Here is a 20,684-nt window from a genome sequence, read left to right on the forward strand (position 1 = left end):
GTATTTGATTTCTTACCAGGCAGCAAATAAGCAGCAGACAACTGATTGCCTGCTGCTTATGAAAAAATATAAGATAAAAGTAGATTACAAGATATGTTATAACTATTTAGCGGTATGATTAGCTGTAAATTCTTCAATCTTACCATCTTCAATCAATTGGTTAATTACCTCATTGATTTGGTCTAATAATTCCTGGTTTCCTTTTTTTACAGCAATTGCATATTTGTCTTCAAATAATACGCCGTCAAGAATTACTAAATTATCATTGGCTGCTGCTAATTCTTCAGCCGGATATAAATCCATTACGATACAATCAATCTTACCATTCTTTAAATCTTCTGACGCTTGAGCAAATTTCTTATAACGTTTTACTTCTTTAGCCGTTATATTTTCTGGATTTGATACATAGATATCTGCAATATTACCCTGTTGAACACCAATTACCTTATCATTCAGATCATCCACACTTGCAACTTTTGCATTATCTTTTAATGTAACAACAACCTCAGTAGAGTTTACATAATCAACGGAAAAATCCATAACCTTTAGACGATCTTCATCTACAGATACACCTGCTGCAACGAAATCCACTTTACCCTGTTGTACAGCAAGCAAAGCGCCGTCAAAATCCATAGTTTTGATTTCAAGTTCTTTGCCCATAGCATCTGCAATTGCCTTTGCGATATCCATGTCTATACCAACAACCTTGTCACCTTCCATATATTCATAAGGTGCAAATCCGGGTTCTGTTCCAACTATTAGCTTTTCTTTTGTTCCAGTCGAAGTATCTTTTCCTTCTGTATTTTCCTTTTCAGCTGTAGTATCTTTTCCTTTACCATTAGTTCCATCTTTTTTGGTTCCACAGGCAGCCAGAGAAATTGCCATAACCATAATAAAGATTATACTTAATATTTTTTTCATAATGATCTCCTCCACAATTTATATTTATTAACAAACATTTATTTTAATGCTAGTATTGTATCACTTTTTCAAAAAATATCAAGTATAAATTTTATTTTTTTTCATTCTTTATGTATTTTTTTACACATAATATTGTGCTTGGGCTGTCCAAAGCTTAGTGTACATTCCATTTTTATTCACTAGCTCCTGATGAGTTCCATATTCTTTTAATTCTCCATCATCGAATACCGCGATTTTATTGCAGAACTTACAGCTGGACAACCGGTGTGATATATAGATGGCAGTATGGTCACCAATTAATTTGTTAAAAGAAGTATATATTTCATATTCTGCATATGGGTCCAATGCTGCTGTCGGTTCATCCAGAACAACTATAGGTGAATTTTTATAAACAGCTCTTGCAATAGCTAATTTTTGAGCCTGGCCTCCGGATAATTCAATTCCATTCTTATCAAAATTTTTATAAAGAGAAGTATGAATACCTTTTTCCAATTCTTCTATTCCCTCCAGCAGTCCAACCTTTTCTAGAGCCTTATTGACTGTCTCATCCGGTACCTGAAGCCCTTTATCAAATACAATGTTCTCTTTAATAGTGAAAGAAAATAATTTATAGTCCTGAAATACAACGGATAATAACTTCATGTACTCATCGTAGGAATATTCATTTATATTTACACCATTAAGAAGAATCTCTCCTTTATCAGGGGTATATAGTCTGCATAATAGTTTAATAAATGTAGTTTTGCCTGCACCGTTTGGCCCTACTACCGATAATTTTTCCCCGCTATGAATAGTTATATTCACATCCTTTAAAGTGTATTCTTCACTTCTGGGATACTTAAAATATACATGTTTAAACTCAATGGTATTTGAATAACAATTTAAAATAGATTCCACACTTTTTGTACCTGTTTTCCTTTTTGATGGTATCTTTTCAAATTTCAGGTAGATATCCAGATATAAACACATCTGTCTTAATTGTACTACATTTTGTATAAATTCCGTAATATAGTTTGTGAAATTATTACCTGCTGAAATATACATGGAGAATTCCCCTATACTAATACTTCCAAGGATAACCTGATAAACCATATATCCATAGATTAATAGCATTTCCAGTGGCAAAGTTACACTGTTCAGTCCAAAATATTTTGCCGTTGTATTCATACTTTTTGACATGCTTTCTATGGATTCTTCCGTATAGTCGCGTATTTTCTTACCGATGTAGGGAGCCATATTATAGATTCTAATGTCCTTTGCCATGGAAAAGTCAGTTACTAGGCTGGCATAATATCCAAATTTTCGATTTAAAGGAATTAACTGCTGGAAAAAACGAAAGGTAATACGCTGGGCTTTCTTGCTTATAATACCATTAATTAGAACAATAGAAATGATTAAAGCTATAATAAGTGGATTTAATATTGCTATAATAGCTGCAAGTCCCAATATGGTTATTGATATTCGAATCACCGCAATTAAGCTCTCTATCATATTTCGCAAAGCATCCTGATTATAAATCGGAAAAATTGCCTGTTCCTTCATATCCAGAATCTTAGGATCCTCTAACTTTTCAAGATCCATATTCATAATATGTTTACCAAGATGAAGTTCAAACCCATTGATTAATCTGATATTTGCCAATTCTACTTTTGTTGTGAAAAACTTATTAATCAGATTCAGGCATCCATTTCCTATTATTAATATGCCTACATATAGAATAAGCATCTTAATTCTTTTCTGCTCCATTAACTCTTCAATGATATACTTGGGAATAATAATTCCAAAGAAAGGCGTGGCAGCCTGAAAAATAGCGGACACTAACATAAGAGGAATATAGCTTTTTTGTATCTTAAAAACAAGTTTTAAAAAGTAAATGGCCACTATAACATCATCTTTTAAAGATCTTTTTTCTTCAACGGAAGGATTATTTTCAGACTTCTCTTCTTTTTCCTTATGATTTTTCTTATGGTTCATATTTTTTCCTCCCTCCTCTAGTCATACTGTAATAGGCCATCCGCAGCCACGTCTTCTGTAACCGCAACTTCATCTTCTTTGTAATATTGTGCCTGTACCTGAAACATCTCTGCATACTTCTGATTTTTATCCAGCAATTCCTCATGAGTGCCATACTCAATTAATTCTCCTTCTTCAAACATGGCAATCACATCACAAAAAGAAGTACTTGCTAATCTATGGGAAATAAATATTGAAGTTTTACCCTCCACCATTTCATTAAACTTTTCATAAATACTGCGTTCTGCAATGGCATCCAAGGCTGCGGTGGGTTCGTCAAGTATAACTATGCCTGCATCTTTATACAATGCTCTGGCCAGTATAATTCTTTGTGTTTCCCCGCCGGAAAACTCCACCCCTTCATCATCCAGTATTTTTTGCATACCTGTATGAATTCCATTTCTCATTTTCAATACCTTTTCCTTCATATCTGCCTTTTCGAGACACCAAAGTACTTTACCTTCTTGCAAACTACCTTCTGATACCGCAATATTTTCAGCTACGGAAAAAGCCAGAGTTTTAATTTCTTGAAATACCGCTGAGAACAGGGTGTAATAATCCCTTTTTGAGAATTCCTGAATATTAATTCCATTCAACAGGATTTCCCCGGATTCCGGTTCATACATTCGGCATAGCAATTTTATAAAGGTAGTTTTTCCTGCTCCGTTGTGACCTACAATAGCTAATTTTTGACCCGGTTTTATATGAAAAGATATGTCTTTATAAACGTATTTTTCACTTCCCGGATACCTGAAAGTTACATTCTTAAATTCTATTTCATATGGTCCATCCGGCAATGGTCTTGGATGATCCGGTTCTTTTTCTTCCTTCTTCTCCAGAAATACTCTAAAGTCACTTACGTACAGACTTTGTGCACGAATATGTGCCATATCATCCATAATTACCTTCATTGCATTTGCAAAACTTGCAACTGCCGCAAAATACATGGTAAAACTGCCAATACTCAAACCATTATTTATTACCTGGTATATTAGGTAAGCATAGACAATACCTTCTCTTATAATTAAGAAAATTACTTCACTTACTCCTACTCTGAAATATTTGTATTTAATTTTCTTCTCTATATCAAAACGCTGTTTCTTAAATTTCTGAAATAAGCTTCCAATCCAATCTGTCAGACTGTAGATTCTCATATCTTTACCATATGCAAAATTATACATTAAATCATAGGAATATTTTGAGTGGCGGTCTATATCTGATAATTCATCTGCCTTATTATATTCATATTTTTTTACGGAAAAGGTAAAATAATAAACGATGCCTATGTTGGCTATTAAATATAGCAAAATAAATATATTCAGCCTACCGATAATCAGTATATAGCCTATGAGTACAATTATATTTCCTCCTAAAACAAATAACTTATGAAGGATGCCTTCCAGTCCGTTTATATTACTTTGTAAAGCACGAAATGCGGTTTCTACCGAATTCAAGAAGGAAGGATCTTCTGTATTTTTATAATCTGTAGTCATACATTTTATACTCAACATATGAATAAATTGAAAGCGGATATCTACCATCTTAGGCAGGTAGGAATTTTTAATAAATGTTACAATATATCCAACAACAGCTGATGATAAAAAGAAACTTATCAATAATAGAATCAGTCTGTTTTTATCCTGACTACCCGTCAATTCATCTAATATATATTTAGGGAACAGGATACCTATAAAGGGAAGTATTCCACCTGAAATAGTAAACACTATGAATATCCCAAATAAGGATTTATCGTATTTCCAACTATGAGAAATAATATATTTTATATTATTCCAGGTTGAATAGGATCTCTTTTCAGTTTCATCAATATGCCTGCCCATTCACCTTACCTACCTTTGCACTGGGGTCAATGGATAAGTTACCATCGCATTCGACTTCTTCAATAACACAGTTTGCTCCGATGGTTACATTATTCCCTCTTACCGATCCTGCTTTTACATTACTAAGTTCAATGGTAGTAGCCTCCATCAGATCCACAGAGGAACGTCCTTTTCCTTTTCTATTATGAAAGCCAAAGCCGAATATATTAAAATGCACATCTCTATCTAGCAAATGCTTATAATTAACGATTTTAATGTATTCACCATAGATCTCCGGTGCGGATATATAACCTTCCACTTCAATCTTATCTGCCGATATTTCACCCTCTGAGTTTAGTACACCTTCACAATATATATAGTCAGCTTCAATTTTTTCTTTTTTCTGATTCACTACACCCTCTATTTTTAAGTCTTTTACTCTAACCGATTTATTAAGAGTAATAACCCCTTCTATATTCATTTCATCAGATTCAACGGAACCGTTACACTTTAAGACACCTTCCACCATCAATTTGGAAGCTTTAATATCTCCGGTAAGATCACCTACCCCTTCTACGCTAATAATGTCATATTCTCCACCGCTGATTTTACCAAGTCCTTCTATAGTTATATTTCTCATATTTAACACCCATTCCACATCATTTAAAGATGTAATACCACCACTAATATCCGGTTGAAAGAAGAGTTTTGTGGTGTCCTTTCTTAATTTATTTTCTTCAACCTTTGAAAGAATGATTATTGATATCTTTCTTCCTTCTTTCATTGATGCTTTTTGTGATACTAACTTATCAATCCCAAATGTCCTCTCTAATCGAATTTACATATTTGCAGCATTTAATACAACCCCACATATCTCTATATTTTAATTTTATTTTTTACTACTGATTTTGATGAAATCTCTATATTATTTTTATATTCAACACAATCTATTACACAATGATCTCCAATAACTACATGATCCCCACTAACACGTTTAGCATGGACATGATCCAATACAATATCATCACCTTCTATGCTATCCAATTCCATAATAGTTGCTGATTTTGAAGCTTCTTTTTTATATATTTTGTTATCAGCTGACTTTGGTAACGATAAAAATGTCTGATCCATCAGAAAACTTTCTGTGATTCTTATATCACTACCCATGACCTGTTTCACCTTAGATCTAGAATCCGGATGGATATAAACAACTTCTGCATTGATTTCTTCCATGTTTATATTACCAAAGCTATAAAGTTCTTCACACTCCAGGACACCTTCCCCATGCAAGGAACCGATACTGAGGATATTTTTGAATTCATAAGCAAAATTCAAATGAAAGTCGCATAGATTTTCAAAAGTTTCTGCTTTTATTTTGCCTTTGTAAATACTGTCTTGCATGTGGTTAATTTCATTTCTGCCATATTGAAATTTCTTATTTTTCGATCCTAAATTAAACTGAATATTCACCTTTTCTTTTCTATATTCTTTCTGATTAATATTCAGGTCCCAATTATTATTAAAATCAATATTAACGTCTTTATCTATATTACCGTATATTTTCACATTATTCTTTACGCTGAAATTACGCAAGATTCTTGCTTCAAGGGATTCCGCTTCCAGCTTCCCAATTATAATAAGGGTATCACCTTTGCAGTTTCCTAAAAGCCTTACTTCTCCAGCCATGTTAAGGTTTCCGAAACTACTGTCCGAAGCCGTTAAATCTCCTGCCAATTTGGTTTCAGCTATATAGCTGCTTTCTATATTCACATCTCCTGCTCCGGTTAATTTTTCAACATCTGCATTTGAAATATTTACATCACCTGCTGCAAGAATTTTACCTATTTCACCGGTAATGGTTTTACTTGTAAAAGATAAGATGTTTCTTCTCATAACCGCACCTCCCAATTATTAAATTTTAAAAATATATCTTCATTTTCTTTCTTTTTACTATTTGAGCGATTATTTTCTCCTTCTGATGAAGCTTGCCTATCTGAGTAAGATGGATCAGATGCTCCTTTAGAGGAATCCCCATTCTTATTTTCCATATCAGAATTAAATACTTTACTATATTTAAATTTAATTTGATTGGAAACCTCGTTCATGCGTATTTTCTTTACAATTTCAAACCTGGTGTCTAAATAAATTGGCGATTGCTCTTGAGATATTACTGCAAAATAATTCGTTTCCTGATTGAAAATAATCAATATATAATCGGTAGTCTTCATTCCTTCTAAATGCATCTTCAATCCTTCTAATAAAGTACCCGTCTGCTTTTCATTTAAATTCAGTTCTTCCTTTAACTTAGATAATATTACAAACATCAAAACATCTATATAGGAATATGTCTTTTTATCTAATATGGTTTGGAATATGGGTAACATATCACTGTTAATTTCTTCAATCTCTTTTAAATCTTCAAGGTCAAATCCTACTTCTGTAGATTCCGGTGATAACATTTTAGCCAGTTCTTCAAGAGAATAATTATCTTTTAATTCCTGTATCATTTTGATTCTATTTAAAATCTGCTCTTTAGGGAAAAATGTTTCTTGTCCGGTATAAGAGGATTGTTTCATAAACCATTCTTCGGGAATCAATCGTTCTCTCTTCCAACGGTATAGTTGACCGTAAGATATTCCCGTCTGTGCCAGCAGTTCTTTTTTTGATATCAACATCCTTTTCCCTCCTCCGTAACATTGTTACATTGATTCTAAAATCAGTGTAACATAACATTGTTACGCTGTCAACAAAGGTTAAATAAAAAAATTAAAATATTACATTTGTCATATTAACTGTATCTTTATACATATAATGGTAGATTTCTACTCTATTTAGTACTATAATAGAACCGTATTATAAAATATAATTGGTAAAAAGGGGTTCTGCATGGGAGGAAAAACCGGGAATGTTTTAAAAAGATATTTGTTGCCAACCTGTCTTATGTGCGTAATCACACTGCTAATCTTTCTCTATCTTGCTGAAATGGAAAGTTTAGCTCTGGGATTTTTATTAATGGCTGTTTTGTTATTCATAATCAATGTGTCATTTCGTTTATTAGTCAGTAAAGGGATAAAAGGAACCAGTAAGATTTGTAAGACCATAAAGGGTTTTTTATTTCTTTTCATCCTACTTGTTAACTTAACAATAGCCTTCTCTGCTACTATTTTACTTTTCTCAAATGAAATGTTTTTTTATCCGAATCATGATAGAGAATCCTATGAAGAAAATCAGAAGTTTATTAATTATGAAGAAATCCATTTTAATAAAGATAATAAAGAGTTCTCGGGCTGGTTATTAAAGAATGAAAAGGGCAGAGCACCTTTAGTCATATATTTTGGCGGAAATGGCGAATGTTCTGCCAGAAGGTTTCATACGAATAAAAAGTCTAATGATTGGGATTATTTTGAGGGCTATAATTTTATGATGATTGATTATCCCGGATATGGTAATAGCAAGGGGACTCCAAGTGATGAGTCTATGTTTGATATGGCTCTAATGTGCTATGATTATGCCATAACCCGGGAGGATGTAAATTCAGATAATATAGTATTAATGGGTTATAGTATAGGTACCGGAGTGGCTACTTATCTTGCCTCCCAGCGAAATATCCGTGGTTTAATATTAATGGCGCCTTATGATGAAGGCATTAGTTTATATAATAGTATGCTTAATATATTTCACGGACCTTTAAAATACTTAGTAAGGAATAAATTTGAATCCGTTAAATATGCAAAATCCGTTGACATACAACCATTATTACTGGTATCAAAAGCAGATGAAATAATACCGTATGAATCTTCAATTCTTCTCGCTGATACCTTTCCCAATGGCTCTATCCTTCATTCTTTAAATGGCATAAAACATAATTTTTTCTGGGGAAATAAAGAAGTTCTTGAAAATGTAAATAAATATTTACAGGAGGTAAAGTATGAGTAAAGAAATAAGGAAGGGATTAATTATAACATCAATTTTTGTATTCATACCCGCCTGGTTTGTTCTGTTACTCTCAACAACTCATATATGGTTAATGTTGTCACCAGCTTGGTTGGGGATACTATATTTTTTGCTAAACTTCCTTTTAGATAAAATGACTGAATATAAAAATGCAAAATACATGAAGTATATTGTAAGAATTCTGATTGCTGCAGGAGTTGCTTTCCTGCTATATGGAGCTTTGCTGATTATTCGCAAATATAGATAAAATTTTAGTATTAAAGGACGCTTTGCCCTATGTTATATGAAGAACTCAAAAAGTGTTAAGTGGGTCATTAACGAAGACCTACTTAGCACTTTCTGAGTTTCTTCAAACTACAGAGCAAAGCGTCCTACTGCGACAAATTTTATTCTTGCTTTGGCTTATCTTCCTTTAGTATAGGCTCATCCTTTGCAGTACTTTTTATTTTACCTTTCTTAACATATCTTCTGCTAATAATCGCAATCATAGCAATAATTACCGCCCAAATTAAAAGATATGGCAAGTTAACAATAAACCATACAAAGAAATTCTGAAGTCCCTCTCCAATGTTAAACATAGTATTTCCAAAACCGATTCTAATTCGCTCCCAAACAGACAGTTTCTTCTCTGCAACTGCAGTCATTCGTTCCACTTCCTGTATGTTCATTGTTACAGTGCTGTATTCAACAAGATTGTCATAAGTTCTAAGCTGTGCTTCGTAACTTTCTAATTCATAGCGGACAGTACTTAAACGCCCTTCCAAAGTTATAATATCTTCTAAGGTCTCCACCTTTTCAAGAAGTACAAGCAAACGTTCCTGCTCAATTTCCAAAGCCTTTTTGTGACTTTCTACATCCACGTATTTTATAGTCACATTTTCTGTTGTTTCGTTTCTGGTTACAACATTAGAGATATCATCTACAGTGTTTAAAAACTCATTTAATCTGGCTTTTGGAATCCGGGCAACAATACTGCCATAACGGACGGAATTGTTACTGTAATAACTTCTTCCAGTCATATTAGAGTTTTCTACATAACCGCCCAGTTGATTAATATGTGTGTCAATGGAAGAAATAAATTTATCAAATTCCTGGGTTTCCACTTCCAAATTTACACGTCTGATAATTTTATCCTGAGAATTATTCAAAGGATTATTCATATTGATAGAAGAAGTGTTTGTTATACTTTCATTAGATTTACTTTCTCCAGCTGCTTCTTCCGGAAGTGCTGGTTCCGTGCTGTTAGAATCAGTCCAGCCAGTATCTTCATAACCGTATTTCCCTTTTTCTGTTGCATGGTCCTTCTTACTACAGGCAGCTAATAACATGATAAAAGCCAGCAGTAATACCATGTAAAAAGATCTTTTTCTTTGCATAAAACTCCTCCCTTTCCTTATACATATATTATTTATATATTAGACGACAATACAACTAGAAGGGTTGCATTGATAATCTCCAAGGAGCGGATGGTTAGCGGCAACACTATTACGTTTTCATTATATCATGAATATTTTGGATTACAATGCTTCATTTTCTACGGAGCCAAAATAAAAAACAGTTAGAAAGCACGCCCAAAACTTACTCTCTAACTGCCTATGAAAAAGCATCACTTTACCAATTTCTTCGTAATAAAGATGGCTCTCCTTCTAAATGGCCATAATCATTAAATCTCTGCAAATAAAATCTTTTATACTCCTGATCATAAATTAATTGGGTAATACTGCAATTTTCTAAGGAGACTGCAAATAAAAGTTTTTTACTCATATTGACTTCCAATAAACCAGCTAATAAAGACCGAATCACTCCCCCGTGGGTAATGACCGCTACATTGTGTTTACCGCTTTTTCTTATTTCATCCATGGTAACCATTGCTCTCTTAAATACATCACTGCCGCATTCTCCACCCGGATAAGGAATATCATCTTCCAGTTTCATTTGCTCTAATTTAAAATCTCCAAAATGTTCCTGAATATATTCATCTGAATAGCCTTCCAGAATACCAAAGGATATTTCCCTTAAATCTCCCCGAATAATATGTTCCTGCTTAATATATTTATTTACAATTTGGGCTGTCTCTGTAGCCCGTATCAGATGACTGGAATATAATCCGTCAATACGATATCCACTTAAACGCTTTCCCAGAAGTTCAGCCTGTCTTCTGCCTTCTTCTGCAAGACTCACATTCACATTACATAACTGACTGCTCTGCCTGCCATGTCTAATTAGATAAATATTCATAGGACTACCTTTCTCCTTTTCTAATGTAGATATTCATTCTAAATTATCTTATAATCCATTATTACTGATCCACCATAGTTATATACGGTTTTCATATGGATATATCAGGAAAACAGCAGAGGTACGGTAGCACTTGTATTATTATAACAAATGTAATCCATGAGTTTCCGCGAAGTCTACAATTTCTTCCGGCCATACAGAGGACTGTACCTCACCAATATGGGCTTTTCTTAAGAAAAACATACAGATTCTGGATTGTCCTATACCACCGCCTATTGTGTATGGCAATTCGTGATTTAAAAGTGATTTTTGGAAAGGTAACTCTGCTCTTTCCGGACAGCGGCTGATTTCTAACTGCTTCCTTAAAGTTTCTTCATCTACACGAATACCCATAGAGGACAATTCCAAAGATATATCCAAAACCGGATAATATACAATAATATCCCCATTTAACTTCCAATCATCATAATCCGGTGCTCTTCCATCGTGTCTTTCTCCAGAAGCCAATACCCCGCCAATTTGCATAATAAATACAGCACCTTTTAATTTTGCAATCTTATGTTCTCTTTCTTTCGGTGTACAATCCGGATATGCATCTTCTAATTCCTGTGAAGTAACAAAGGTGATTTCCTCAGGTAAAAATTCTTCTATGAAATTATATTCATGGGCAATATACTTCTCCGTATTCTTTAAGGCCGCATATACCTTTCTGACAATATCCTTCAATGTTTCTTCATTACGCTCTTCTTTAAGGATTATCTTTTCCCAATCCCACTGGTCAACAAAAATAGAGTGGATGTTATCAGTATCTTCATCACGGCGAATGGCATTCATATCCGTATAAAGTCCTTCCCCGTGTACGAATCCATATCTTTTAAGAGCCATCCTTTTCCATTTTGCAAGAGAATGGACAATTTCTACTTCTGCATCATTTTGTTCCTTAATGCCAAAACTTACAGGCCGCTCTACTCCGTTCAGATTATCATTCAAACCGGTTTCCGGCTTAACAAATAAAGGTGCGGAAACTCTGGTAAGATTCAATTGTTTTGCCAGTTCCCTTTCAAAAAAGTCTTTTACAAGTTTAATACCAATTTCAGTTTCTTTAATTCCTAGTGCTGACTTATATCCCTCTGGTATAATTAAATGCTCCATTGTATTTCTCCTTCATTATTTATGATAAGGCTGGTTCGTATTGATACGAAATGCCCGGTATATCTGCTCTAATAAAACCACTCTCATCAACTGGTGGGGAAAGGTCATTTTAGAAAAGCTTAATTTGTAATCTGCTTTAGATAAAACCTCACTGCTAAGTCCTAATGATCCGCCAATAATAAAAATAAGATGGCTAGCGCCATCTACGCCTAATTGTTCCACTTTATCTGCAAGATCAGTAGAAGATAACATAGTTCCTTCAATGGCTAAGGCAATTACATATCCATCATTTTTAATATGTTTTAATATCCTTTCACCTTCTACTTTTTTTATCTGGTTTTCTTCTGCTTCACTTGCCTGATCCGGAGTCTTTTCATCGTTTACTTCTATAATTTCCAATTTGCAGTAACGGCTTAATCTTTTCCTATATTCATCGATTGCAAGAGTAAAATATTTTTCTTTTATCTTCCCTACTCCAATGATTGTAATTTTCATGATTTCTTTTTCTTTTCTCCTATATATTGATATAATACACCATTTTTTACAACTTTTAATTTTTCTCCTTTAAATCCCCTTCTGCGCAATTCTTTCTGAAAATTATAAATCATAAACCCATGGCATACAATTAATATATTTTCTTTTGACCAATCTATTCTGTCCAAAAATTTATTAATTCTTCTTCTGGTACCCTCAACGGTTTCCGGTTGGCTTTTGGACTTAAAAAACCAAGCCAGTCTCCCGCACACATGCCAAATTTCAAAGGGCAATTTAATTCTATCCGAACGCATGAAGGGTGCATTGTCAACTTCTCTTAATAATTTATCTATCTGAAGATTACCGCTATACACCTCTTTTGCAGTGGTAATTGCTCTTGGCATATCACTGACATAGCAGATATCCCACTCAATACCATACATTTCAACCGGCTTTTTAATTACTTTTGACCTTTCATACCTCTCAGACCATTCCCTGAATTCCTGAGAAGTCATGATTTTTTTATGTGGACAGTTTACCTTAAAGTGTCTTAATAATCCAATTCTCATCTTATCTCCCGAATCTCTAACCTTATATGTATAAATGTAAAAGGTAAAAGAACCTCATAGTAATAATCCTATGTGATTCTGCTGTATGTTTCATTATGAATAAAATAAATAAGTATCGTGAAAAATATTTGTATTTCAAATGTATTACAAGCTATTTTTCACTTTACCATATTTTTTTTAATAACTATTGTAACTTTTTTTATAAATAATTGCAACTTTTTTTATAAAATAGGTACTATTTCTTTTGAAAAAATCGAAAAACAGTATCAATAATAAAGATTGCCAAAGCAATCATTCCAGCTATTTGCATAGTTTGATTAAAGTAATAACCGGATAGCTTTTGATCATCGGTAATCAGATAGTATACAATCTGATACATTCCTACTCCCGGTACTAATGGCAATATACCGGTAATTAAGAATAAAGTAACTGGTGTTTTTAATATACGTGCATAACTATGGGATAAAAGTGCTATTGTTAAAGCTGCAAAAAACATGCTGGTAACAATAGGCAACCCCATGGAGCTTAGAATTAAATGAACCAACCAGCCAACCGCCCCAACCGTTCCTGCATGTATTAAAAACTTCTTAGGAACGCCGAAGGTAACAGCAATGGATATAACCGCTATAAAAGCACCCATAACCTGAATCATCATAGCACTCCACCTCCTATTATTAAGGAGAAGCAAAATAATCCAACACCAATACCTGCTGCAATGGTTGCCGCAGATACAAAAGCTTCAATGGCACGGGCTCCGCCTGAAAGATAATCTCCCTGAAGAATATCCCTGATTGCATTGGTAATTGCCACACCGGGAAGCAAGGGCATGGCAGAACCACTGATTAGTATATCCCTCTGTATTCCTATATCAAAGAAATGTGTTATTGCAACACTGGTAAATGCGATAACGATAGAACAAATCATATTTTTAATAAAACTTTTAATTTTGGTTGTTTTCGTAAGCATAAAAATAAGCGCTATAAAACCACCGTTTATACTAGCAATAAAACAGTCAATCCACTTGCCCCCAAGCAAAATAGTAAAAGCGGCTGAACCTAAGACGATACAAATGTTATAAATAGTAATATTGTATTTTTTAGCTTGATTAATATTTTTTAACATCTCATAGGCTTCAGTTAAAGATATGGAATTATTACATAATGCACGGGATACATTATTCACTTCATAAATTTTGGAAAGATCTGTGATTCTTGTTTCTATCCTCTTTATTAAGGTTATGTTATCAATACTGGTATCTCCTAAGGTAAGAAAAATTCCAGTTGGAGTAACAAAGGTTTCTGTTTTTTCCAGACCGGAAGTCTTTAGTATTCTGCTCATGGTATCTTCTACGCGATATGTCTCCGCTCCGCTAACTAACATTATTTCACCTGCTAACATCGCTGTATCAACTAAAAGTTTGTAATTCATTCGGGAAAATTTCTCCTTTTAAGCATTTTAAATATGAACTAAATTGTTAACAAATTATTCTAATTATCTTCATACTTTACTCACATATGAATTTTATAATAGAGGTAAGCTAGTGATATAGTTTCACTTTCTCCTCCCCTCTAATTTTATAATAGATTGAGAAGGTCTTTTACAAATTGTTTTGTAACTGGCCTTTCTCTTTTTATTGTATTACCCTATATAATTGAAAATATTCGCATATTTTTGAACAAAAGTAGGAGCTGTTGCAAACCTGTCATTCTAAGCACTAATTCAGCTATGCTGAATTTCGTTCGAAGAATCTCACTTATAAATTAGATTCCTCAAGCTGCTCTTAAGAATAACAGTTATTGTTTGGCAACAGCTTCTTTGATTTTATCCCTACATGATAGATTGATAACCATTAATAAATTACTCACTCATTGTCCTCAATATCAAAATTATCGATATCCATATTATGAATGGTTCTTCTCTTTCTTCTGGCTTCTTCCGAGGCCACCAGAAGAAAATCTTTTATTTCACTTGACCTTTTAATATGTAGAAGTTTCAGTTCCGGATGAGTGGTATCACCGGTATAGCAGGTAATAGTTCCTAACTTGAATATTCTCTCCATCAAACTTCTTGTTAATTTTACATCCTGAACCTTATACATAAATGCGTCATCTACTGTAATACTAAGAAAACCGCTTGTAATCGTAATCTTTTCATCCGATATTGTATAAGTTGTAAAACAAATAGGCAAAGCCAGAAACTTGGTTCTTTTCCTTTCTACATAAATCATTTCTTTGCTCCTTATAAATTTATTTCATGTTGACATTTAATGAGTTATCTTTGTTACTTACTATCATTTCTACATTAGATAAATCAATATCTTTGGGTATTTCAAAAAGAATAACCGCTTCCTTTGTTTCTTTGGCCGCAAAGTCCAGATTAATGTATTGTATATCGTTTACTAATAAGGTTATTAATGGCTTGTAGGTGGTTTCTTTATCTACCTGTAAATGATATTCAAGGCCCGAATTGATTAAATTAAAGTTTTGGCTTGTCTTTGTTAAATTGGTTATATCAAAATAAGCTATCAGCAACTGATTCTTATCAGATGCATCAATAGAAAAAGCTTGATTGCTTATATTTCCATGATAGCTTTTACTGGTTTCATATTTTTGAAAAGATACTTTAAAATCCTTATTCCCTATGGTTTCATTTAGATTATAACTCTTACCTGTTTTTCCTGCTTTTTTTCCAGAAGTGACCATATCATCGGAGTTTGATTTATTCTTGTCTTTGTTTGCTTTTTGTCCGCCGGTAGTTAGGGTTGTCACTTCCAGATCCTTAGATTTTTTTTCTTTGGACTCTATTTCTGCTCTTAAATCTTTTGATTCTTGATAAATCAAATCACCTTCATAAGTTTTATCGTATTTTAATAATATACCTGCCATTGATTCTGCAATCATATTACTTTCCTGACCTGTCATGTCTACTGTCTGCATACAGCCTGTCAGCATTCCCCCGCAGAAAATCATCAGGCCTATCATCTTTAGTTTCTTAAACATTACATACCTCCCATGTTTTTTATCCATTTACATAGTACCACTATTTGTGAATTTCGGCAATAAGAATTATAATAATACAAATTTAATTCATTTTTGTATCCAGTTCAAACCAGAACTCTACGCCTGTTTCCCGGTTCATAACACCACATTCTCTATTTAGAGAGTCCATAATAGCTTTTACTATGGATAATCCAATACCGCTGCCGCCATACTCCCTGGTTCTTGCTTTATCAACTTTATAAAATTTTACCCAGATTTTATCTAATTCCTCTTCCGGGATATTGGCTCCTGTGTTAAATACAGCGATTCTTACAACATCCTGCTCCTGAATTAATTTGATTTCTATAATCTTTTCCCCATCCACATGATTCAAGGCATTACTGATATAATTGGTCAAAACTTCTTCTACCAAATATTCGTCTGCCCATACATATATCGGACTATATTCTTCAAAATGTAGTATTACATCCTTTTGCTGGAATAAGATCTCTGTAGAATTTAGCACTGTTTTAATTAAAGCAACAACATCAAATCGTTCAATATTCACTTGATTGCCGCCAAATTCCAACTTATTCAGTGAAATCAATTTTTGAACCATAGTATTCATCTTTTTTGCTTCATCAATAATGACATCACAGTAAAACTCCCTGCTTTCTTCATCCTCATTAACATTATCCTTTAAGCCTTCCGCATATCCTTGAATAAGAGCAATGGGAGTTTTCAATTCATGAGATACATTAGATAAGAAGTCTTTTCTCATCTCGTCAATCTGTGTTTTATTCTGAATATCAGAAAGCAGCTCATTATTAGCACTTTTTAACTCAGAAATGGTTTTCTCCAACTTCTCTGACAGGCTGTTAATGCTGCAGCCCAGTTCCCCTATTTCGTCATGACCAATTACATCATATTTAATATCAAAATCCAGGTCACTCATTTTCTTTGCTATACCAGCTAATTGATGAATGGGTTTGGTAAATCTCTTGCTTACATAGAACATAATTAATGTACCGATAATGACAGACATAATACCTACATAAGCCAGGAACTTATTTGCAATAACTACACTTTCCTGCATGCTCTCCAGGTTCGTACGCAGATAAACAATATGTCCATTTTCAATGGTACCAAACAGATCAACATAATTAGACCCTATATGCTGATCATAGGACTTATAAATAGTATAATCAGCGGTACTTTTAATGGCTCCTTGTTTGCTGTTAAAAATATAATTTTTTATCAAAAAGTCAATTCTGCTTAATACCTTTTCGCTATTCTCGCTTGGAGGATATTCTACAATAAACTTATCCGTAATAACATATATACTTAAGTTTCTATTTTCGCAGATTCTTTCTATTTGAATCAGCTCCGATTCTGATATTTTATTATCTTTATATATGGCACCGATTTCATCAAAGGTTTTACCTAAGGTATTCATTTTACTATGAAGATAATAATCAACCAGAAATGTTCTGTTAAATATCCATATAGCAAAAATAGTTATAAAAACTAATGCTGTCAATATAGAGGTTAACTTTACTCTTAAGGAATAAGGATTAAAAATTCTATTATCTCTAAGACTTGAACAATAGGCTTTAAATTTTATTATTGGTTTACGAAAAATATATTTCATTTTAAACTTGCTCCTGTCTATTATACCTCGAATTTATATCCCATCCCCCATATAGTTTTAATGTAATCACCTTTTGAACCCATTTTACTTCTTAACTTTTTAACATGGGTATCAATGGTTCTGGCATCTCCAAAATAATCATAATTCCATACATTATTCAATATTCTTTCTCTGGATAATGCCACTCCTTGATTTGCAATAAAGTAGGATAACAATTCAAATTCTTTAATACTTAAATCAATAATTTCACCTTCTATCCTTACCTGATGAGCTGCTTTATCTAAGATAATGCCTCCCACCTCAGTAACTTCTTCTTCTAAAGAATTGGTTCTCCTTAAAATTGCTTCCACTCTGGCTACCAAAATCTTTGGACTAAAGGGCTTAGAAATATATTCATCCACCCCTAATTCAAAACCAAGTAATTCATCTTTCTCATCACTTTTTGCTGTCAACATAATTATAGGTACCTTGGAATATTGCCTAATTTCACGGCACACCTGCCAGCCATCCATTTTTGGCATCATCACATCTAAAATAATTAATGCAATATCTTTTACGGAGAAAAAGATATCAACAGCCTGTTCTCCATTTTCTGCTTCTATTACTTCAAAGTTCTGTTTGGTTAGAAAGTCCTTTACTAATTTTCGCATTCTGCTCTCATCATCAACCACTAATATTTTTAATCTATCCATAGTGCATCCCTCAATTCCATATAATATAACAGCAAGTTACAGGTTAATTATGATGTAATTACAGCGAATAAGTATTATCTAAATAAAAGTAAACTAAAGAACATATAATACAAAACTGATAATACTATCCTTAAATAACATAACCAATGATTGCTTATTTATTTTATACTATATACTATAATTGTGAAAATTTTTTGATTTATACTATGTTTACTTAATTGTATCATTTTTTTCTTGTATTTTATTTTTTGCACTTTGTATTTTATTTCTTAGTCATATACCTTATACTTATTAATTATATACTTTACTATTCTTTGTTAAGCTTGGCTTCTCTTTCCTCTAGCTCCTTTTCTTTCAACTTTAATTCTTCTTCCCAGCTTGCATAATGATCAATAACTTCATTCTCAAAATTAGTGAAAACAGTTTTATCACTATAGATTGCAATAATAATCATAGCAATCACAATGACTAGAAAAAACAGATTAATAATTCTTGAATTTCGCAGTTTTATTTTTAAGTTCTGCACCATTTCTTTGTATTTATTCAAAGCCAAAGAATCTACTTCTTTTTTCACTGTCTTTGTACTTGGATTCTGAGAAATATAGTTAATTTTCTGCATTTCCTCCGGTTTAATAATACCGGATTTTAAAATGCTCTCCTGCAATTCCTTTAAGAACAGATATCCCACAGGTGTTTGGAAAGTGTTTTTTTCAATAAATCTATTATATAGTTTTAGAGTATCATTTGGATCAGATAAATCTACTTTCGTTTTAAAGTGATCAATTACCTCTTGTTCTTCCTTTGCTCTGCTAAAGTCCTCGTTGGTATTAAAGATAAATCCATTTACTTGATTCTGGCTTTCTCCCATATTCTCACCTCTTTGCTAATTTCATGTACTAATATAATACATCGGAATATTCACTACCATATTTAACAACTATGGTAAATGTACTATAAAAATTATACCATATCCATTTCAATTATGTAATACTTCCCATATACGTAAAATAGTATAGTTTCCTACTAGAGTACTAAATTAACAATGCCTTTATTCTTTAATTCTTATGAAAAGCCAGTATCATCTGATGTTATGGATAAAGGTACAGAAAAGGGATTATCACCATATATGTTGATAAATGGTACTATTTTCCCATTTTACATGTTCCAGTAACTTATTGACCGATAATCTCTTCAACATTATCTTTTGTTACAATAATATAGGGCTTACGAATGTACTTGCCATCAATCAAATCCTCAGGAAGCTTTTTATCAAATACCAACGGATAAGCCAAGTCAATAATTCCAAATGCCTGCCCCTTACTGTCGTTTAAAACCGTTCCTATCATATCTCCATTCCTTACAGCTTCCAGACCAACTGTTGTGCCATCAATTCCAACCACTGCCGGAGCATCCTCTATCATACTTTTTTTAATGGCATCAATTGCTCCTAACGCCATATCATCATTATTCGCTATGACAATCTCTATCTCACCGTTATAGTTCTCAAGCAGTTTCGACATTCTAGTCTCTCCCTGAGCCCGAAACCAATTAGCAATTTCATCGCCTAACTTTTCTACTTTAATACCGGCCTCTGTGATTGTTTTTATCACATATTCTGTTCGTATTAATGCATCTTGATGTCCCGGTTCACCTTCCAGGATAACATATTGCAATATGCCATCACCGTTTTTATCTATTGAATTAAAATCCTTAGTACAAGCATCTACTACAATCTGCCCCTGCATGATTCCAGATTCAAAGGCTACTGCACCAACGTAGAATAATTTATCCCAGCGCTGCAAATCCTTTTCTACTAATTCCCTGTTGAAGAAAATGATTGGAATACCAGCATTCATTGCCATATCAATTGCTACGGAAGCATCTGTTCTATCAACCAGATTGATGCAAAGGATATCATAGTCTTCCTTAATAAAATTCTCCACCTGATAATTCTGGGATACCTGACTTCCACCGGCATTTGCTATGTCTAGTGTTATTGAGATTCCTTCTTCCTGTTCCTTGAGTTTCGCCGCTTCTATCAAATAATCTACCAGACCGGAAATAAAGGTATCATATTGATTATAGATACTTACTCCAATTTTCATACTTGTTTTCTGATCAGAATCTTCTTTACCCTCACTATTACCATTCCAATAATGAATCAGAAGAATACTGATAATAATAAATACAATAATCACCGGTAATATGGTTTTTTTAGAAGTCAT

Annotated in this window: 21 protein-coding genes; 2 read left to right on the forward strand and 19 right to left on the reverse strand. The window is 33.2% G+C overall.

Annotated elements, in window-relative coordinates; genetic code table 11:
• Nucleotides 1-102 precede the first annotated feature (102 nt).
• From BM183_RS07925 to BM183_RS07950, 6 genes are all read right to left on the reverse strand, one after another.
• Nucleotides 103-921: an ABC transporter substrate-binding protein gene (locus BM183_RS07925; RefSeq protein ID WP_242960919.1), complete on the reverse strand. Its 819-nt coding sequence runs from the start codon at nt 919-921 to the stop codon at nt 103-105.
• Nucleotides 922-1,041: 120 nt separating this feature from the next.
• Nucleotides 1,042-2,895, reverse strand: coding sequence for an ABC transporter ATP-binding protein (locus tag BM183_RS07930; protein ID WP_091685913.1), 1,854 nt, complete (start codon nt 2,893-2,895; stop codon nt 1,042-1,044).
• Between the two features lie 17 nt (nt 2,896-2,912).
• Nucleotides 2,913-4,772, reverse strand: coding sequence for an ABC transporter ATP-binding protein (locus BM183_RS07935; protein WP_091685915.1), 1,860 nt, complete (start codon nt 4,770-4,772; stop codon nt 2,913-2,915).
• A complete protein-coding gene (locus BM183_RS07940; protein ID WP_091685917.1) occupies nt 4,756-5,535 on the reverse strand; it encodes a hypothetical protein in 780 nt (259 codons plus the stop codon). Before BM183_RS07940 ends, BM183_RS07935 begins: the two co-directional genes overlap by 17 nt.
• A gap of 92 nt (nt 5,536-5,627) precedes the next feature.
• Entirely contained in the window at nt 5,628-6,644 is a 1,017-nt protein-coding gene (locus BM183_RS07945; RefSeq protein ID WP_091685919.1) for a hypothetical protein, read from the reverse strand.
• Nucleotides 6,641-7,426: a DUF4004 family protein gene (locus tag BM183_RS07950; RefSeq protein WP_091685921.1), complete on the reverse strand. Its 786-nt coding sequence runs from the start codon at nt 7,424-7,426 to the stop codon at nt 6,641-6,643. The genes BM183_RS07945 and BM183_RS07950 overlap by 4 nt, the downstream gene beginning before the upstream one ends.
• A gap of 211 nt (nt 7,427-7,637) precedes the next feature.
• Here BM183_RS07950 and BM183_RS07955 point away from each other — a divergent pair, with 211 nt between their 5' ends.
• The gene (locus BM183_RS07955) at nt 7,638-8,687 is read left to right on the forward strand and encodes an alpha/beta hydrolase (RefSeq protein ID WP_091685923.1); all 1,050 of its coding nucleotides are present in this window, start codon (nt 7,638-7,640) and stop codon (nt 8,685-8,687) included.
• Nucleotides 8,680-8,952 (forward strand): hypothetical protein, encoded by a 273-nt coding sequence (locus tag BM183_RS07960; protein ID WP_091685925.1) that lies wholly within the window; start codon nt 8,680-8,682, stop codon nt 8,950-8,952. The genes BM183_RS07955 and BM183_RS07960 overlap by 8 nt, the downstream gene beginning before the upstream one ends.
• 139 nt (nt 8,953-9,091) lie before the next feature.
• Here BM183_RS07960 and BM183_RS07965 read toward each other — a convergent pair whose 3' ends face one another.
• The 13 genes from BM183_RS07965 to BM183_RS08025 form a co-directional block, all read right to left on the reverse strand.
• Complete coding sequence (locus BM183_RS07965; protein ID WP_091685927.1) at nt 9,092-10,081, reverse strand: DUF4349 domain-containing protein; 990 nt, start codon at nt 10,079-10,081, stop codon at nt 9,092-9,094.
• Nucleotides 10,082-10,316: 235 nt separating this feature from the next.
• On the reverse strand, nt 10,317-10,943 hold the full coding sequence (locus BM183_RS07970) for a histidine phosphatase family protein (RefSeq protein ID WP_091685929.1): 627 nt from the start codon (nt 10,941-10,943) through the stop codon (nt 10,317-10,319).
• A gap of 141 nt (nt 10,944-11,084) precedes the next feature.
• Nucleotides 11,085-12,095 carry an aspartate--ammonia ligase gene (gene asnA / locus BM183_RS07975; RefSeq protein WP_091685931.1) on the reverse strand — a complete coding sequence of 337 codons (1,011 nt, stop codon included), beginning with the start codon at nt 12,093-12,095 and terminating at the stop codon, nt 11,085-11,087.
• Between the two features lie 15 nt (nt 12,096-12,110).
• Nucleotides 12,111-12,590, reverse strand: coding sequence for a 23S rRNA (pseudouridine(1915)-N(3))-methyltransferase RlmH (gene rlmH / locus BM183_RS07980; RefSeq protein WP_091685933.1), 480 nt, complete (start codon nt 12,588-12,590; stop codon nt 12,111-12,113).
• Entirely contained in the window at nt 12,587-13,138 is a 552-nt protein-coding gene (locus tag BM183_RS07985) for a histidine phosphatase family protein (RefSeq protein WP_091685935.1), read from the reverse strand. The genes rlmH and BM183_RS07985 overlap by 4 nt, the downstream gene beginning before the upstream one ends.
• A 235-nt stretch (nt 13,139-13,373) precedes the next feature.
• Nucleotides 13,374-13,793, reverse strand: a complete 420-nt coding sequence (locus tag BM183_RS07990; protein ID WP_091685937.1) for a threonine/serine exporter family protein — start codon at nt 13,791-13,793, stop codon at nt 13,374-13,376.
• Entirely contained in the window at nt 13,790-14,566 is a 777-nt protein-coding gene (locus tag BM183_RS07995) for a threonine/serine exporter family protein (RefSeq protein WP_091685939.1), read from the reverse strand. The genes BM183_RS07990 and BM183_RS07995 overlap by 4 nt, the downstream gene beginning before the upstream one ends.
• Before the next feature lie 433 nt (nt 14,567-14,999).
• Nucleotides 15,000-15,365, reverse strand: a complete 366-nt coding sequence (locus BM183_RS08000) for a PH domain-containing protein (protein ID WP_091685940.1) — start codon at nt 15,363-15,365, stop codon at nt 15,000-15,002.
• 19 nt (nt 15,366-15,384) lie between these two features.
• Entirely contained in the window at nt 15,385-16,137 is a 753-nt protein-coding gene (locus tag BM183_RS08005) for a hypothetical protein (protein WP_091685942.1), read from the reverse strand.
• A gap of 82 nt (nt 16,138-16,219) precedes the next feature.
• The gene (locus tag BM183_RS08010; RefSeq protein ID WP_091685943.1) at nt 16,220-17,767 is read right to left on the reverse strand and encodes a sensor histidine kinase; all 1,548 of its coding nucleotides are present in this window, start codon (nt 17,765-17,767) and stop codon (nt 16,220-16,222) included.
• A 20-nt stretch (nt 17,768-17,787) separates the two neighbouring features.
• Complete coding sequence (locus BM183_RS08015; protein ID WP_091685945.1) at nt 17,788-18,459, reverse strand: response regulator transcription factor; 672 nt, start codon at nt 18,457-18,459, stop codon at nt 17,788-17,790.
• 307 nt (nt 18,460-18,766) lie between these two features.
• Nucleotides 18,767-19,327 (reverse strand): hypothetical protein, encoded by a 561-nt coding sequence (locus BM183_RS08020; RefSeq protein WP_091685946.1) that lies wholly within the window; start codon nt 19,325-19,327, stop codon nt 18,767-18,769.
• Nucleotides 19,328-19,631: 304 nt separating this feature from the next.
• Nucleotides 19,632-20,684 (reverse strand): galactose ABC transporter substrate-binding protein, encoded by a 1,053-nt coding sequence (locus tag BM183_RS08025; RefSeq protein ID WP_091685948.1) that lies wholly within the window; start codon nt 20,682-20,684, stop codon nt 19,632-19,634.

It is taken from the genome of Anaerocolumna aminovalerica, assembly GCF_900115365.1.
Classification (GTDB): Bacteria; Bacillota; Clostridia; order Lachnospirales; family Lachnospiraceae; genus Anaerocolumna; species Anaerocolumna aminovalerica.